Genomic DNA, 18433 nt, shown 5'->3' with positions numbered 1-18433 from the left:
ATCGAGCGACACGTAAAAATCAAGAATGCAGCGACCCCTTTTGACCCTCAATACCAAGAATATTTGGTGAAGAGAAAATCTAAAAGGCTAGCTCGTAACTCTTGGAAAGAGCCTGTCCCGACTGCGTTATAAGTTGCTGGGTATCAATGATGCCTTAGTGGAGGCTTGAGCCGTATGCAGTGAAAGTTGCACGTACGGTTCTTAGAGGGGCGGCACTTGGTAACAAGTGTCGTCTACTCGACAAAAAAATCGGTGTATCAATACGTTGCACCTGCTACCAAGCTATTCAAAACTATGTAGCATTGGTCTTCAGCGGGCAAAATTCAATTCCAAAAGCCCTTGGCCTTCCAACCTCATGTCAAATACCCATGCTTACCAAATGCGGGTAAATCGAAGAGAGATAATAACCCAGTGTAGATATGGCTGAGGGTATCGAAAACAGGGATGTTTTCGTTAAGCGGCCATGGATGGCGCACAGCGTCCCGAAGCCGTATCTGCACATAAGCGAGCCGCAGGCTATTCATAACAATGAGGGTTAAAGCTTCAAACACATTCCCCGCCGGACAGGCAATTGATAAACCATGAGGGTATGGTTTAAAACGCCTCAACCAAGTACCAGAGTCAGGTAGACGCTATAACCACAAAAATATTCCCCAATTTGTTATTCGACAAATCCCCTCCCCCTCTGGTTTAACAACTCACTTTTAGTGTAAAATCCTCTCTTTCGTCAACGCCTAGCCAGACACGAGCGACATAGAGTCAGATGATGCCTAACGCCTTGTTTTATTTGATGCCACAAGCCGCTTCTGCCGCACCTCAGGTGGCGAGTTCGCCTCGGGAGAGTATCTATCTTTTAGCCTGTCGGCTTGCCGAGCAGGCTTATCGCGGCCAACAGCTGGTGTATATCCACTGCAACGACCAGCAACAGGCCTATGAGGTTGACGAAATTTTATGGCAATTTGAACCCTCTGCCTTCGTGCCCCATAACCTCAAGGGCGAAGGGCCGACGGGTGGCGCACCGGTAGAGATTGGCTTCGATAAATTGGGCCCCAATAAAAATCGTCATCTTCTGATTAATCTTGCAGACCAAGCGCCGCAATTTGCGGTAAACTTTGGCCAGATTATCGACTTCGTTGCCGACGATGCTGCCATGAAAGCGACCGCCCGCGATCGTTATCGCCAGTATCGCGAGTTAGGGATCCCCCTGACGACCCAACAACCAAATTAATTAGTTTGAGAAGCACACGCTCCTATGGAAAAGACATACAACCCACAGTCAATCGAACAGGCTCTGTACCAGAACTGGGAAGAGAAAGGATACTTTAAACCCCACGGCGATGAGTCAAAAGGCAATTACTGCATCATGATCCCGCCGCCAAACGTGACCGGTAGCCTGCACATGGGTCATGCCTTCCAGGACACCATCATGGATACCCTGATCCGCTACCAGCGCATGAAGGGCAAGAACACCCTTTGGCAGGTAGGTACCGACCACGCGGGTATCGCCACGCAGATGTTGGTGGAGCGCAAGGTAGAGGCCGAAGAGGGCAAGAGCCGTCACGACCTGGGCCGTGAGAACTTTATCGACCGTATCTGGGACTGGAAAAATCAGTCTGGCGGCACCATCACCAAGCAGCTGCGCCGCCTGGGCGCCTCGGTCGATTGGGACCGCGAGCGTTTCACCATGGACGAAGGCATGTCTGCCGCCGTGCAAGAAGTGTTTGTCCGCCTGTATAACGACGACCTCATCTACCGTGGTAAGCGCCTGGTTAACTGGGACCCTAAGCTACACACTGCGATTTCAGATCTCGAAGTCGAGAACAAAGAGAAGCAGGGCAGCATGTGGCACTTCCGCTACCCGCTGGCCGACGGCGAACTGACCGCCGACGGTAAAGACTACCTGGAAGTGGCGACGACTCGTCCCGAGACCATGCTGGGCGACAGCGCGGTTGCGGTGCACCCAGACGATGAGCGCTATCAGTCGCTGATCGGCAAGTTCATCCTGCTGCCTATCGTCAACCGCCGCATCCCTATCGTGGCCGACGACTATGTCGACATGGCGTTCGGTACCGGCTGTGTGAAGATCACCCCGGCCCACGACTTCAACGACTACGAGGTAGGTAAGCGTCACAACCTGCCTATGTTCAACATTCTTACCATAGACGCCGCCATCCGTAGCCAGGCAGAAGTGGTTAACGCCGACGGCACCGCCAACGGCGAGCTGGATAACAGCCTGCCAGAGCATTTCGCCGGTATGGATCGTTTCAAGGCGCGCACCGCCATCGTCGAAGAATTCGAGTCACTCGGCCTGCTGGGTAAGATTGACCCACACGCCCTCAAGGTGCCTTATGGCGACCGCTCCGGCGTAGTGATCGAGCCCCTTCTGACCGACCAATGGTATGTGGCCGTTGCCCCTATGGCCAAGACGGCTATTGAAGCGGTTGAGAACGGTGACATCAAGTTTGTGCCACAGCAGTATGAAAACATGTACTTCTCTTGGATGCGTGACATTCAAGACTGGTGTATCTCGCGTCAGCTGTGGTGGGGTCACCGTATCCCGGCCTGGTATGACGAGGCGGGCAAGGTCTATGTCGGCCGCGACGAGGCCGAGGTACGCGCCAAGCATAACCTGGCCGACTCCGTCGTGCTGCGCCAAGACCCAGACGTACTGGATACCTGGTTCAGCTCGGCGCTGTGGACCTTCTCGACGCTAGGCTGGCCGGACGACACCGAGGCGCTCAAGACCTTCCACCCCACCGACGTGTTGGTAACAGGTTTCGACATCATCTTCTTCTGGGTAGCGCGCATGATCATGATGACCATGCACTTCATCAAGGATGAAGACGGCAAGCCGCAGGTGCCGTTTAAGACAGTTTATGTGACCGGCCTTATCCGCGACGAACAGGGCAACAAGATGTCCAAGTCTAAGGGTAACGTACTGGATCCACTGGACATGATCGACGGTATCGATCTCGAAGCTTTAGTTGAGAAGCGTACCGGCAACATGATGCAGCCTCAGCTGGCCGCCAAAATTGAGAAGAGCACCCGCAAAGAGTTTAGCGAAGGCATCGAGGCCCACGGCACCGACGCCCTGCGTTTCACCCTGGCTGCCATGGCCTCTACCGGCCGTGACATCAACTGGGACATGAAGCGTCTCGACGGTTACCGCAGCTTCTGTAACAAGATCTGGAACGCGTCGCGCTATGTGTTGATGAATACCGAAGATCAAGATTGTGGTCCTCAGTCGCCTAAGGGCGCAGCGGATGGCGAGATGCAGCTGTCGCTGGCGGATCGCTGGATTATCGGCCTGTTCAACCAGACGGTGAAGGCGTTTGACGAGCACATGGAGAACTACCGTTTCGACCTAGCGGCCAACACCCTGTACGAGTTCACCTGGAACCAGTTCTGTGACTGGTATCTGGAGCTGACCAAGCCGGTACTGCAAAACGGCTCAGAGGCCGAGCAGCGCGGTACCCGTCATACCCTGGTCACCGTACTGGAAGCCATGCAGCGTCTGTTGCACCCTATGATGCCATACCTGACAGAGACCATCTGGCAGCGCGTTAAGCCGCTGGCGGGCGTCGAGGGTGACACCCTTATGCTAATGCCTTTCCCTGAATATCAGGCAGACAAGGTAGACGAAGCCGCCATGGCAGATCTGGAGTGGGTTAAGCAGGTGATCGTTGCCGTGCGTAACATCCGCGCCGAGCTGAACATAGCGCCGAGCAAGCCGCTTAACGCCCTGCTACGCAGCGTCAGCGAGCAAGACAAGGCCCGCGTCGAAGCCAACCAAACCTTCTTCGCGACCCTAGCCAAGCTGGAATCTATGACGATTCTTGGCGACGATGAGACGGCGCCTATGTCGACCACCCAACTGGTGGGCGAGATGGAGCTGCTGATCCCTATGGCGGGTCTTATCGATGTGGCCGCCGAGATGGCGCGTATCGACAAACAGCTGGAGAAGCTGGTCGGTGAAGCCAAGCGCATCGAAGGCAAGCTGAACAACCAGGGCTTCGTGGCCAAGGCGCCGGAAGCGGTTATCGAGAAGGAGCGCGCCAAGCTGGCCGAGTTCCAACGCGATATGGACAAGCTCAGCGAGCAGAAGGCCGAGCTGGCCAAGCTAGAAGCGTAAGCGCCTATCTTAGAGAACGAAAAAGGCAGTCAATCGACTGCCTTTTTTATTGCCTCATTTATTAGGCTACTACACCTTATAGTGGGCGATATCCGCCTCCATCGACTCCGCCAGCCTGGCGAGATCTTCGGTGGCATCGCTGCTCTGCCTGGCGCCCTCGGCGGTCTGATCCGAGATCTCACTGATGTTGGTGATATTGATGTTGATCTCCTCGGTCACCGAGCTCTGCTCCTCAGAGGCGGTGGCGATCTGCGCATTAAGCGCGTTGATCTCCTCGATGCTGTTTAAGATCTGCTGCAGGGCGTCACGCACCATCAAGGATTTATCCACGCTGAGTTGCACCTGATCTGTGCCGCTCTGCATCATCTGCATCGAATCTCGCGCCCCCTGTTGCAGGCGTTGAATCGTCTTCTGGATCTCCTCGGTCGAATCCTGGGTACGTTTAGCCAAGGAGCGCACCTCATCGGCCACCACCGCAAAGCCTCTGCCCTGTTCGCCTGCCCGCGCCGCCTCGATGGCCGCGTTAAGCGCCAGCAGGTTAGTCTGCTCTGAGATCCCCTGGATCACATCCACCACAGTGCCTATCTCATTTGAGTGCTGCGCCAGCAGGGTCATCGCATCACTGACTCGGCTTAGCTCCTGCGCCAGCGCCTGGATAACGGCGATACTCTCATCCACTACATCCTGAGCACCGTGGGCGGCGCCGTTGGCATCCTCTGAGGCACTGGCCGCGGCCGCGGCGCTCTGGGCGACCTCGCGCACCGTCGCGGTAAACTCATGAATGGCGGTGGCAATCAGCTGGGTCTGCTGCTGTTGATCCAGCACGTTACGCTGGGTCTGGGTCGACACCACGGCATTCTCCTCGGCCGCACTGGCGAGTCTCGAGGTAGACGCATGGGTGTTGGTTACCGCCTGCTGGAAATCCGCCGCGATGCGATTCACATGCTCGGCGATATGGGCAAACTCGTCATGGCCGCCGAGGCGAATACGCTTGGTGAGATCGCCGGCGGCAATATCCACCGCCGTCTCTTCGAGCTGCACCACTGACAGGCTCACCCGGCGAATGATAAACACAGAGCTGACACTGATGGCGAGCATGGCAACGCCGGAGAAAATGGCCACCAGCCAGATATAGAGAGAGACGGTTTCCTGGGAGGCCTCATAGCTCTCCTTGGCCTCACCTATCTGCATATCTAGGAAGGCCTGGGCCTGGCTGGTAATATCCTTAAACAGCGGGTTGATCTTCTCCAGCAATAGCTGATTAGAGCGCTTGTATTCCCCCTGGCTCAAGGCATCAATGGCGGGGTTAAAGCCTTGCTCTGTCACCCTATCCAGCAGTGACACTAGACGGTCGACCTGAGCACGCTCATCATCGGCAAGGTCTGATACCAGGATCTGATTGTCGATGATCTCATGCAGCGCCTCTATTGAGGCGCGACTTGAATCGACATGAAAGCTCAAGGGGTGATTGTGCATATCGGCGAAGGCGTTGGCCGGGTCATGCTGAAAGCCGAGCAGCAACCCGCTGCGAGCCTTCTCCAGCTCGTTGAGCACCTTACCGGCCCTGATGCTATGCTGCATCCCCTGGCCATAGAGTTCACCTATGGCATCTCCCGCATCCAGCATGCCAGTGATCCCCTTGTAGCCGAGGAAGATAAAGGCAAAGATGATCAGAAACACGTTGAGTCTTAGTTGAAATCGTACCGACTTGATCCGCTCCATCAAGCCGGCCTCCTGCTCGGACGCTCCCGTCATCGCCAGTACCTCCTGGCGGTTTTGTTCAGACATATTCGCTTCCTTTTATGGCCAATTCACTACACCGGGTCGACAGGCATCAAAGCGCCTGGATTAAAGCGCCTGGATTAAAGTACCCAGATAAAAAAACCTGAACCAATTTGGGCTCAGGCAAAATCAGTTAAGCTGATAATACTTAAACTAATAACCCTTAATACATCAGAGTGCCAGCAGATATAATTACCTAATTAGTAGTAGATCACAATTAGCCAATCTTTTTAACCGATCTCCACATTAACGCCTCGCCCAAGCGCTCAGAAATAGCTGGAAATCGGCATTAGCGAACTGCCATGGCTCGAGATGTTACTTCTTGGTCGATTCCAGGGGTTAAATCGCTTGGTCATCTCACCGTCAAAAAGTTGCAGGCGTCAAAATACCGTCTTAATCATTGTTTTTATTAGATAATTTTTTATTTTCATTTGCATTCAGCGACGATTGCTATCAGAATGTCGCAAAATGGAAATGAGGTGTTAACAATGAAACCATGGATACTCCCCGCCTGTATCGCCCTAGGGCTCACGGCCTGCGGCGGTTCAGAGGATAGCAATACCGATGCGGGTAACGGCGGTACCGTCACGCCCCCCTTGGCCCAGGCCCCGAGTGTCGAACTGGGCCCGGATCAGCAAACCTGGAATCATGAAACCCTCTCCCTCAAGGCAAGCGTTACCCTGTTTAATGCGGGCGATGCCAGCTACCAGTGGCAAAAGACCAAAGGCCCAGAGGTTAAACTTAGCGGTTTGAGCAGTGACACGCTCACCCTGGATGCCAGTGAGCTGCTGCAGGATGAAGAGGTGGTCCTCTCCCTCAAGGTCACCGACGGCGCCGGCCTGAGCAGTGAAGACAGCCTCACCCTCAAGCTGAAGGATAAGATCAGCGCCGCCAGCCAGAGCGGCGATGCCAGCCTGATTAAGGACCTGGAGCCTCAAGTCATCGCCCGAGGCCTCACGCTTATTCAAGACTATCGCAGCGCGCAGAAGAGCTTCTTAAACACCATCTATCAGGCTGACAGAGTTAGCTACGACTCGGGTCAACACTCACAGATGATCCAGATGCCCCTGGCCAGTAAGGGTTTTCCACTCAATCAGAGTTTCGAGCTGGTGCGAGGCAACCAGGGGCGCCTGTTTGCCGCGGCGAGTGACCTGCAGGGCCATCGAAATGCCGCCTTCGGCACCGACATCATCGCCAGCATGCAGAGCGGCAATAACCTGGCCTTCGAGCCTAGCATGATGCGCCTGCTGGCCTGGCTGACGGGTGAAGCACAAGAAAACCTGGCGGCGACCAAGCAGGTCCGCCTGTTCCTTATCAGCGACTGGAGCAAGAGCCGGGTCACCGACTGGCTCACCAGCCACTACCCCAACTGGCAGGTGAGTCGCTGTGATGTCGCCAGCGAATTGGCGAGCTGCCTGGATGAGGCCGAGCTGGTGATCGCCGGCTCCATCGAGGCCTTCGATGATGCCGAGGTCGCGGCAAGGTTGGCGGCGTTTAAGCAAACCAAGACCCCACTGCTCTATCTTCACAGCCATAGCTGGAACAGCGTGCCGCTCACCCAAATAGTGCTGGGTACCATGGGATTTGCCATGCAGGGCCCAGGTGGCCCGGGAAATTACTTCAGCCCGGATAAGGCGGATTGGAGCGACTATCTCGACATGCAGGCCGCTAACCCGGCGCTGAGCCAGGAGGCGCTCTGGCTGGAACTGCTGCAAAGCGAAAGCCCAAGCTTTGATCTGGCCAAGTGTAGCGATACCTGTGATCCCGTCTTTAGCGAGGAGTACCGCAACGCCCTGGCGCATATTCGCAGCAGCATTAACCGCCTGGACACAGAGAAGACGGCCATCTTCGACAGCGCCGAGTACCAGCTATATAAGTATCTGATTTTGCTTGGCGATAGCTATCGCGGCGAGATCCAATACCCCATGGATGTCAGCAGCACGGCGCCGATGAGCTACTTCAAGGCGCTCTTCGCCGACAGCAGCGTGTACAACACCCGGTCCATCAACCCTGTGCCTGTCGATCTCGGCAATTTCAGCCGCACCGATTTTTCCCATGTCACCCTGGTAGACAAGACGGTATCACTCAGCAGCAAGGCGCCGTTTCGCGCCGCGGGCGTCTATGCCCTGCCGGGACAGACCTTTAGCGTGAAACGCACCGACAACAGCCCGGTGGAGACCAAGGTGTTTATCAATACCCAGCGCTCTGGCTCGACTCACGAGTATGCCAGCCAGGGCTATAACCGCCCTAAGTACCTGCAGTCGCCGGCCATATCCATTAAACCAGGGGAGACCCTCACCCTCACCACGCCCTATGGTGGCCCGGTGCAGATAAGATTTAGCGCCAACGATCAGCCGGTGGAGTTCGCCTTTAGTCAGGTTGGCCTGCACCCCTTCTGGCGCAGCGACAAGGATGACCAAAGCTTTACCCAGGCCCTAGCCAAGGGAGATTATGACTGGGCCGAGCTGGCGACCGAGCACTTTGAGGTGCACTCCAGGCTCACCAAGATGCAAGAGACCATGAGCCACGAGCCCAGATGGGACACACCGCAGAAGATGGGCCAGGCCATTAGCCAGTATGTACACAATTATCCGCACCTGTTGGCAGGCTTTCAGGGGCCGGGCATCGACAGCGTCGATGAGATCACCAGCTTTGCCGCCAGCAAGGGCTGGCAGCTAGACCAACTCGACATGGTCAAACACATGAATGCCGATCAGCCCACCTGTGGCTCGGGCTGCTCGGGCAACCCTTACGATGCCTCCTGGTCATTTAGCCCCACAGGCCACGGCGACATCCATGAGCTGGGCCATGGCCTGGAGCGGGGACGCCTGAGATTCGACGGCCACGAGGGACACGCCTCCACCAATCCTTACTCCTATTACACTAAGTCACGCGCCTACATAGAGACGGGCAAGCTTCCTCAGTGTCAGGGCCTGTCGATTCAGGATGAGTTTGAGGTATTACAGGCCAGTCAGCGCCAGGTCGATCCCTTTACCTACGTGCAGGCCGCCAACCTGACCAGCTGGTCGAGCGGCATGGCCACCATGTTACAGACCATGGTGGCCGCCCAGAAACAGGGGGCGCTGCAAAACGGCTGGCATCTGCTGGCGAGGCTTCACATCTTGCTACGGGAGTTCGACCGCGCTCAGGCGGACGAGGCCAGCTGGTTGGCCAAGCGTGACCAACTAGGTTTTGGCAGCTTCGATTTAGCCTCGGCCAAGGCGATGAGCAACAACGATTTTCTGATGATCGCCATGAGCTTCTCCACCGGACTCGACTATCGCGACTTCTACCAGATGTGGGGACTGGCAACCTCAGATGCCGCCAAGGCACAGGTCGCCAGCTTCGCCTACCCCGCCGTGCCTAAGGCGATTTATGTCTATGCCCCTGGGGATTACTGTTTTGGTTTAGATCTGCAATCGGTTGCCGTCGACGGCGAGCAGGCCTGGCCACTATAACCCTGAAAAAAACATTGTTGCCACACCCTTTTTGGCGGGCCGGAGTGCTCGCTTTTTTTTACCTGCTGATCACACCAGTGCCACCCAATGTGAATGGTTTTGGTCTTTAGAGTCATTTTTAGGTAAAGTGTGCTGTCAAATGACGAGCTATCACCCCTATAGCGAGCGCTTGTCACTAACCAAGACAAGATGTTGCCAATAAGCAGCACAACAAAAAGATAAAATTAAGGAAGGGTATGAGCGACGCCAATGATGCTTACGCAGAAAATGATCTGCGTGAAGTTAAGCAGCTGGGAATGTGGGCCTCCATTGCTAGCCTAAGTTATATTTTCTGGATCGTCGGCGGCATGGAGCTGGTCGAACGTATCGCCTACTACGGCGTGAAAGCCAGTGCCGGCCTCTACGCCAAGGCGCCTGTATCACAGGGCGGCCTGGGGATCAGCCTGCACGACTATGGCATTATCATCTCCGTCTGGGCCTTGATGCAGACCTTTATCCCTGTATTTACCGGCGGCATCTCAGACCGTGTCGGCTACAAGGAAACCATCTTCGCCTCGACGATCATCAAGATCTCCGGCTACCTGATAATGGCCTTCTTCCCCAACTTCTGGGGTTTCCTCTTCGGCGCCATCCTGTTGGCGGGCGGCACGGGTATCTTCAAGCCTGGAATTCAGGGTACGCTGGTGCTCTCCACCGGCCGTCAAAATACCTCTATGGCCTGGGGGATCTTCTATCAGGTGGTCAACATAGGTGGCTTCCTCGGCCCACTGGTCGCCGTGCATATGCGTCAGCTCTCCTGGGACAACGTCTTCTACGCCTGCGCCGCCATCATCTCGCTCAACTTCCTCTTCCTGCTGGCCTACAAGGAGCCGGGCAAGGAGGAACGTATCGAGCGTAACCGTAAGATCAAGAGCGGCGAGCTCACCCAGGAAGCCCTGTGGAAAGATGCCCTGCATGAGCTGAAGAAGCCTGTGGTGATCTACTACATGCTGGTGTTCGCCGGCTTCTGGTTCCTGTTTAACTCATTGTTCGATGTCTTGCCGATCCATATCGCCGAGTGGGTCGATACCAGCGTGATCGTCACCAGCCTGTTCGGCCCGGAAGGCACCTCCAACGGCATCTTGCAGTTCTGGCTCGGCCTGGATAATTCGGGCACTAAGGTGATGCCAGAGGGGATGCTAAACCTCAACGCCGGCATGATCATGACCAGCTGCTTCCTGGTGGCGGCGCTGACCGCCAAATACCGCATCACCACCGCCATGCTGGCGGGCTGTCTGCTGAGTATCATCGCCTTCGTCCTCATCGGCGCCACCAACGCCGCCTGGATGATAGTGTTGGCGATTGCCATGTTCTCCTTCGGCGAGATGATGATCAGCCCCAAGAAGAATGAGTTTATGGGTAACATCGCCCCTAAGGGCAAGAAGGCCATGTACCTGGGCTTCGTGATGCTGCCTCAAGGGATAGGCTGGGGACTGGAAGGCTACTTTGGTCCTAAGCTGTATGAGATGTTTGCCTCGAAAGAGATCTTCTCGCGCGAACTATTGCTTGAGCGCGGCATGAGCGCCAGCGATATTGCGGCCATTCCTCAGGGGGAAGCCTTTACTACCCTGGTAAGCTTCACCGGCGAATCGGCGCAGTCGCTAACCACCCTGCTCTATAACAGCCACAACATAGGCATGGCCTGGTATATCATCGCGGCCATAGGCACCATCTCTGCCGTGGGGATCTTCATCTACGGCAAGTGGTTACTGACCCTGCAACGGGCACGCGCCTAATAGTGACAGAGGGAGCCTATGGCTCCCTTTTCATTTCCGCCTCACCAGCCTCTTGGCTAGCGCGCCCTTGTAACAGGGCATACTGTCTGGCCTCATCGGCAGGCAATGCCTTGGCATATAGCCAGCCCTGTACCGTCGAGACCCCTGCCGAGGCAACGAAGGCCTCCTCCTCTGGGGTTTCTACCCCTTCGGCCACCAGATTAAAGCCCAGGCTGCGACACAACATGCAGGTATGGCGATAAAGCACCTGCCCCTTACGATGCTTGATGTTCTCCAGGATAGATCTGTCTAGCTTGACCCCCTCTATGGTGATCTTACTCAGCAGGCTAATACTGGAAAACCCGGTGCCGAAATCATCGAGCACGAAGGAGAAACCAAATTGGCGAAGGTGAGCCATGCTCGCCTCGACGGCGTTAAGGTCTGCCACAAACATAGACTCGAGCACCTCGATATCGACTCTGTCGGCGATATCCCCCAAATGTTCGATCAGCATCGACTGAATATCCTGGCTCAGGACGCTGTTGGGATTGAGGTTAATGCTGACCCTGGGCCGGAAGCCTTGTCGAGCCCAGGCCTGCATATCGTCTCGCACGCGTTTAATCACGAAGGTGTCGATGAGGTTGAAGTAACCCGCCTGATCGAAGGCAGGAATAAAATAGGGGCCCTCCAGCTGACCACGCTCATTTCTCAACCTCAGCAGCGCCTCAAAACCCACCACCTGTCGGTCACTCAGGCGCACCTTAGGTTGATAGTAAAGTAGTAACTCGCCATTGAGCACCTCCTTGATGGTCTTCTCCAGGTTGAGGTTGGCCGCCAGATCTTCAGACTGCTGGCGGGCATAGTTTCGCTCACTGATCTTGTCGATATCCTGCTGCAGCTGCACCCGTTTAATCAGATCGCGCTCGAAGCCCTTATTGCCCACCAACAGGCTGTAGCGTCTAACAAAGGGGAGATAGACAAATACCCCAAGGCAGACCAACAAGAGTTGCACCAGGGGCAGTGCCAGGCTACCACCCGCCACGTAGCCGTTGAGAAAGATGGGGGTGATCCAGGGAAAGTCGTTGCCACTGAAACTGACCCAGCCGCTAACGATCAACAAGGTGCCTATCATGGTATTTAGCAGGGGCACCAACACGAAGGGCAGTATCAGCCTGGGATTAAAGATGATCGGCAGGCCGTAGATGAGGATCTCATTGATATTAAACAGGGCGAAGGGCAAGGCAAGCTTGGCCACATTGACGGCATTCTTATCTTTCGAGGCGATAAACAGGGCGATCAATAGCGAGTGTGTAGCACCGCTGCCACCAAGCAACACAAAGAGATCGGTAAACTGCGACAACGTCAGGTTGAGTGCCACCGGCTGCAGTCCATTATCGACGCCAAGCACCAACATATAGGCGATATCACCATGAACACCGAAACACCAAAGCAGATGGGTGGCCAACACCCTGACAAATAGCTGAAACAGGGTACTGCTAGCAGCCAGGGAGTCGATCATCGGGCTCAGCACTAGCCCCAGGAGTTCGCCAACCCAATAGATGCCAGTGGTGACCAGAAAGAAGCATAAGATCAATGGAATAAGCAGGTTAAGGTGCAGTTTGAGGTAACTGCTCAGGCTGCTACTCTGCAGCAGATTAAGCGCCTTAATCGCCATCAGGCGTTGCAGCAGGTAGGCAACCAAGATCGGCGTGATGATGGCCCTGGCATCGCCAAACAGAAAGTCGAAACCATGGCTGAGATCTATAGCCTCGCTTCCATGAATATGCAGGGCGATCTGACTGCCGATGGAGAGGGACGCCACCACGACCGCCGACACATGGAGATACTTGGCAAAATGAAATGATAACGAGAGCAGTGCCAACAGGGGAAAGAAGCTGAACAACAGGCGGCTAAACTGACTCAGCCAGCCATAGGCCTCACTGCCGTGCCAACTGGGTTGCCACACATCGACCAGGGCAACAACCAGAGCCAGCAAGGAGTTAACGAAGATAAAGGGCAGGAGGGCAATAAAAGACTCTTTTATTGCAATGAGAAACAGGCTGGATGAGGTGTCTTTAACCGCCAACTTATGGCCCCAATGTTTGCAGATTGAATCTATTTCAACTTAGACCAAGATACTGAAATCAGACAGTGAAATGTACGGCGCGATGTAAAAGCCAAAGATAAACACCAAAGAAAAAACAGGCATAAAAAAGGGGAACCTGAATCAGGTTCCCCAAGATTATTGCTATCTCAATGGGCATTTAGCAGGGGTATGCCCATTTAGCGAGAGTTATTATTGTTGGCGTCTAGTGACCACCACCGGCGTGAACTTTATCAACACCGTATGTCTTGCCTTCGGCGTGACAGGTTGCACAAGACTCGACAGGTAAGTCGGCAGTTGTATCAGGATTACCGTTCACGGTCGCACCATTGCTCTCGAAGTGAGCTAACGCAGAGGCGCTGTAGTGACATGAGCGGCAAGTTTCGGCTACAGGTGAGATGAACTCAGTTGCAGAAACTTGAACTGAACGCTTACCAGAAGTCAAACCGCCATCTGCTGCGAAGAAGGTCGCGCCATCTTTGTGACAGGCTTCACAGTCAGTCGCCAGTGCTGGGTAACCTACAGTTTCCAGGTTCTTATCTAGGTAGATACCACCACCGTAAGTGCCAGAGTGGAAACGGTGAGCCGCAGTCATCAGATCTTTGTGCGCGAAGGTTACACCTTCTATTGGCGCAGTGATTGGAGCACCGCTTTCGTCAACTTCACCAGTTTGATACTTGGCTTGTGGGTAGTAAGTACCAGGATTTTTATCGTTATGACAATCCATACACTGAGTAAACTCGGTCACACCATGGTGTCCTTCCTTAGGATAAGTCAGGCTACCGTGACAGCTGTTACACTTAGCTTCAGCAACAGTGACACGAGCAGGGTCGCTCATGCGGGCTTGCATTGGTGCAACCGCAGGGTCATCCAGGTTGAAGTACTTAATAGGTGAACTCACGGCCACTTTCGAAGGTCGATCTTCGTCAGCACACTTAATAACCTCACCACTAGCCGCACAAACCAACATATCAGCAGTTACGTAGATAGAACCTGTCAGACGTGCGGAGTCGAAGCTCTTAGTCGTGGTCAGGATACCGCCGGTGATTGCCACACCTTTAACCGACATACCTAATCCAGTAATCGGAGCTCCTTTACTATCAACATTACCAATTAACAACTTGCCAGCCATAGTAATATATGGATCTAACATAGTGCCATCGGCAGGTGCTGCGCCGTTGATAGTGACCTTAGTCTTCACTGTCAATGCGCTAGTACCATCGCCATTGTCAGTCACAGTCACACCTTGGAAATCAAATACAAGCTGTTCCTGTTCAATCGCTCTGTTACCCACCTTATGCACGATTTCTGGGCTCAGGTTACCTATATGACAGTTCATACATTGTGAATCGTCAGCCTGTGGCAGCTGGAAGTCAGAGTGACCTTCACCAGTTTCGAAATTAACGGTTACGTGACAACCTACACAGGCCTCACGGTAAACGTTTTCTTTCCACTGATTACCATTGTCGTGACAGGTCTTACACTCATTAAGCTCAGCTGGGAAGTGAACGCCGGCAAACTCTTCAGCATCACCTTTTAGTACGCCCCACTCGGCAAGATGACCACCCGCGTGGATGGTGTGGATCATTGCGTTGAAGTTAGGGTTAAAGCCTTTTTCTGGATCGTTCTGATCGGCAGCATAAGCTGGGTTATGACACGCGATACAGTTTTCCACTTTCTGATAGTTGTGGTGAGCACCGATATTGGCAATGCGTTTATCGTCTTCACCATAGCCCATCAACTCGCTGTGACACTGAATACATGCGGCGCTTGATACCGAATCTTTGGCCGATACGGCCATCTCACCCGTTGCTGGAATGAAATCGAGCGGGGTAGAGAGGAGTTTGTCGGATATCGATACACCATTTGCATCGGTCACGTTGTAGGTACGCACCATGACGCGGAACATGCTGTTAGGATCACCAGCCGCGGCCACTACAGGGGCATTACCGTCATGCTCCCAAGTACCAGTATAGGTACCTGGATTTTCAGGATCTTCCACCAGAGTACAGGCATTAACTTCGGCGCCGCCACGGGCAGTTGCCTTACCAGTAGGTGTACAGTACATGCTTGAGCCAAACTCGTTTGCGATTGCATTGTTTGACCAGAGCATAGGTGCGCCACTGTCAGTAGCGTTAGCTACCTGGTTGGTAACATAGAGGGCAACCTTGTCTAGGCCAGTGAACGGAACATCATCTCCTTTACTATTTTTACCCGTCGCGGTGAACTTAATAGAGAAGTCATCAGCTCCTACCACTACTATGTCGGCAGGTGCAACAGTTAGTTTGAAGTCTGCGGCAGTGGCTACAGTATCAACGGTAGATCCCGCGGGGGCACCAGGCACACCAGGAGTACCAGGAACACCAGGTTCACCCGGTGCTCCATCTTTACCGTCTTCACCATCACTACACGCACTCACACCAATGGCACAGAAGAGTGCCATGGCTAATAAGGTAATTTTATTTTTTTTCATCGCCATATCCCTTTGTAGGTATTGTCTGCTATTGCAGTACCTCAAATATAAGGGAGTAACGACAAAATGTTAAATAATTGAGTCCAAGTTGTGACTGCAATTTAAAGATTCATTAACAGAAATTTCAAAATCTGAAAGTGTAAATTTCAATATGTGGAATTAACATTTAACCAGTAGCTGTTTGATAAGGCGGATAATTAATTCTCTCTGCTCCATCGAGTAGCGGCGATACTCGGCAGGATTCTCCAGCAACAGGTATTGGGGCGACATACTTTCACCATGAAGCCGAGCCACCTCCTCGTCAGACAGGCGTACCACTCGGATCCCGGGCAAGGCACCGCAGATCTCGGCCTCGGAACAAGGCAGGAAAGCCACCGAGTTCATGGTCAACAGATGGCTGTACCATTCATCTCGCGAACTGACTCTCTCTATGCAATCTATGTCGGCACCGTTTTGACGAGCGAACACCTCTAGCGGGTCGATCTTGTCGTTAAACCCCTTACCATCCAGGCAGAGAAAGGGGTGACGACAGATAGTCTCTAGAGTCAAAGGCTCACTCTGAGTCCAGATGGCATGCTCCTCATTAGCCGCCAGACAGACACTGCTCAGGCAGCCTAGGGTCTCGACCGATAATGAATGCTCGTTGCAGGCATCGAAAGTCACCCCCATATCCAGCTCACCATTATGGATTTGATCGGCCGAGTCATCCCCCCAGATCACAAACTGCAGTTGACTAAAGGCGGTCTTGGCATCGCTACGGGCAAAAGCCAGGGAGAGGCTGGCCATGATACTCGAGGTGACCGCGATTCTCAGGCGATCGCTGGCCAACTCACTACTCTTTTCGCTGATAGACTGTTCTATTTTTAAGACGGCTTCACAGAACTGACACACGGGCTCGTAGAGAAACTCCGCCATAGGGGTGGGCTTGAGCCCGAGTTGACGACGATAGAAGAGCTCATCGTCGAAGGTGGCGCGTAACATATTCAAACAACGGCTAATTTTAGGTGCAGATACGTTAAGCTGCTTTGCCGCTATGTTGGCATGTCCAGTTTGAAAAATGACTTTAAACACCATCAAACAAAACACATCGAGTTCGCTGATTTTCTTAAGTGTTTGATTGCTCATCGATACTATTGTTTATGTGAGTAATCTAATATTTATAACACAAGAAATATAAAAAACGATATAGCCATTAGTCACACAATGATACTTGGCTTGTCGAAGTCAGAAATTAGTGCTAGACGAGGAACAAAACAAGGAAACATGCTGGCATGCCCTTTCTAAGCGGAAATGCTCGCCACCTCGGATGGCGTTAGCGGGCGATATTGTCCAACGGGCAGGGTCTCATCCAGAGTCAGCTCACCCACTGAGAGCCTGTGCAGTGCCATCACCTGATTACGAAAACGGCCAAACATCCGCTTAATTTGATGGTAACGTCCCTCATACAGGGTGACGCGGGCCAGATGAGCACCGAGGATCTCCAGCTGTGCCGGCTGAGTGGTGATGTTCTCATAGGCAAAATAGAACCCCTCGGCGAAGGCTTTCACATAAGCCTGGGTGAGTGGCGCCTTCAGGGTAACCAGGTACTGCTTGGCCACCTTATGCTCGGGTGACATGATGCGTTTCGACCAGCGGCTATCATTCGTCAGTAACAGCAATCCCGAGGTGTTGAGATCCAATCGCCCTACGATATGCAGCCCCTTGTCCTGATAGTCAGGCAAGAGATCCATCACCGTCTTGTGCTCACTATCCTTGGTCGCGCTCACCACCCCCACAGGCTTGTGCAGCATCAGATAGATGGCCTCCTCCTGCCTGAGCGACTGACCATCAAGCATCACATGGGAGAACTGATCTATCTGACAGTCGGCGTCTCGCACCACCTGACCGTCGACGCTCACCCTGCCCTTAGCCAAAATCAGCCTCACCTGTTTGCGCGGGATCTGACACTGCTGACTGATAAACCTGTCCAACCTGGCTCGCTTAGCGGACATTGTCATCCGCCATAGCTTGCTCGGCCTTTTCTACTTCAGAGCAAGGCACCAGCTTATAGGCGCAGCGCCTAGCCCCCTCAATGATATGCTCCTCTCGGCTAACCTTAGCCAATCCGGTAAACAGCTCCTGGAAGAGTTGTAGCTCAGAGCGGCAAAAATTGGCGCAACGCGTCGCAGCCGCACAGATGGGGCAGTGATTTTCCAGCAGCCAATAGACGCCATCTTGCGCCTCGACGGAGGCGACATAGCCTTCCTGTGTTCTGAGCCTTGCCAGCGCCGCGAGCTTGTCCGCCAGGCCGGCGGCTTGCGACAGCGCCTCTTGATACAGACGCCGACTCGCCTGCTCTCTATGCTCGATCAACTTATCCAGCCCCTGGTCGCCAAAGACCACCCGCACCGAGTCGATCAGCTGACTGGTGAGTTCATCGTGACGGTCGGGGAACAGCTTATAGCTCTTCTCGGTAAGCCCCCAGTATCTGGTAGGGCGACCGCGACTGGCCTTTCTATCTTCGATACTCAAGATCCCCTCATCCTCTAGGGCCTGCAGATGCTGTCTGACCCCCATGGTGGTCAATGCAAATTGCTCGGCCAACACCTTGGCGGTACTAGGCCCCTGGGTCTTGATATAGTCGATGATCTTTTCGCTGGTCTTCTTACTCACCCGCCGTCTCCTCTGGACTCACATGCGCCCATTATTACCTATCCAGAGATTAAGTAAATTTTTTTATTTACTTTAGTC

10 protein-coding genes are annotated in these 18433 nt (G+C 53.8%); 4 read left to right on the top strand and 6 right to left on the bottom strand.

Going from position 1 to position 18433, the window contains the following annotated elements; translation table 11 throughout:
- Positions 1–766 precede the first annotated feature (766 nt).
- Both L1D47_RS16640 and L1D47_RS16635 read left to right on the top strand, forming a co-directional pair.
- Complete coding sequence (locus L1D47_RS16640; RefSeq protein ID WP_041510247.1) at positions 767–1228, top strand: DNA polymerase III subunit chi; 462 nt, start codon at positions 767–769, stop codon at positions 1226–1228.
- A gap of 24 nt (positions 1229–1252) precedes the next feature.
- Entirely contained in the window at positions 1253–4132 is a 2880-nt protein-coding gene (locus L1D47_RS16635; RefSeq protein WP_239886105.1) for a valine--tRNA ligase, read from the top strand.
- 69 nt (positions 4133–4201) lie between these two features.
- Here the strand turns inward: L1D47_RS16635 and L1D47_RS16630 are convergent, their stop codons facing one another.
- On the bottom strand, positions 4202–5920 hold the full coding sequence (locus L1D47_RS16630; RefSeq protein WP_239886104.1) for a methyl-accepting chemotaxis protein: 1719 nt from the start codon (positions 5918–5920) through the stop codon (positions 4202–4204).
- A 482-nt stretch (positions 5921–6402) separates the two neighbouring features.
- Between L1D47_RS16630 and L1D47_RS16625 the strand changes: the two genes are divergently transcribed.
- Positions 6403–9372, top strand: coding sequence for an ImpA family metalloprotease (locus L1D47_RS16625; protein ID WP_239886103.1), 2970 nt, complete (start codon positions 6403–6405; stop codon positions 9370–9372).
- Between the two features lie 236 nt (positions 9373–9608).
- Positions 9609–11147, top strand: a complete 1539-nt coding sequence (locus L1D47_RS16620) for an MFS transporter (protein ID WP_041510244.1) — start codon at positions 9609–9611, stop codon at positions 11145–11147.
- Between the two features lie 16 nt (positions 11148–11163).
- On the opposite strand, the gene L1D47_RS16615 is transcribed toward L1D47_RS16620, so the two are convergent.
- The 5 genes from L1D47_RS16615 to L1D47_RS16595 form a co-directional block, all read right to left on the bottom strand.
- Positions 11164–13212, bottom strand: coding sequence for an EAL domain-containing protein (locus L1D47_RS16615; protein ID WP_239886102.1), 2049 nt, complete (start codon positions 13210–13212; stop codon positions 11164–11166).
- Between the two features lie 223 nt (positions 13213–13435).
- Positions 13436–15703, bottom strand: a complete 2268-nt coding sequence (locus tag L1D47_RS16610) for an OmcA/MtrC family decaheme c-type cytochrome (RefSeq protein WP_239886101.1) — start codon at positions 15701–15703, stop codon at positions 13436–13438.
- 159 nt (positions 15704–15862) lie between these two features.
- The gene (locus L1D47_RS16605) at positions 15863–16777 is read right to left on the bottom strand and encodes a LysR family transcriptional regulator (RefSeq protein WP_239886106.1); all 915 of its coding nucleotides are present in this window, start codon (positions 16775–16777) and stop codon (positions 15863–15865) included.
- Between the two features lie 206 nt (positions 16778–16983).
- Positions 16984–17694, bottom strand: a complete 711-nt coding sequence (locus L1D47_RS16600; protein WP_239886100.1) for a pseudouridine synthase — start codon at positions 17692–17694, stop codon at positions 16984–16986.
- Complete coding sequence (locus L1D47_RS16595) at positions 17684–18355, bottom strand: metalloregulator ArsR/SmtB family transcription factor (protein WP_239886099.1); 672 nt, start codon at positions 18353–18355, stop codon at positions 17684–17686. Before L1D47_RS16595 ends, L1D47_RS16600 begins: the two co-directional genes overlap by 11 nt.
- Positions 18356–18433: the final 78 nt, after the last annotated feature.

It is taken from the genome of Shewanella sp. Isolate7, from assembly GCF_022398425.1.
GTDB lineage: Bacteria > Pseudomonadota > Gammaproteobacteria > Enterobacterales > Shewanellaceae > Shewanella.
The sequence above is the reverse complement of the archived record's forward strand: the minus strand, read 5'-3'. Positions and strand labels throughout refer to the sequence as shown.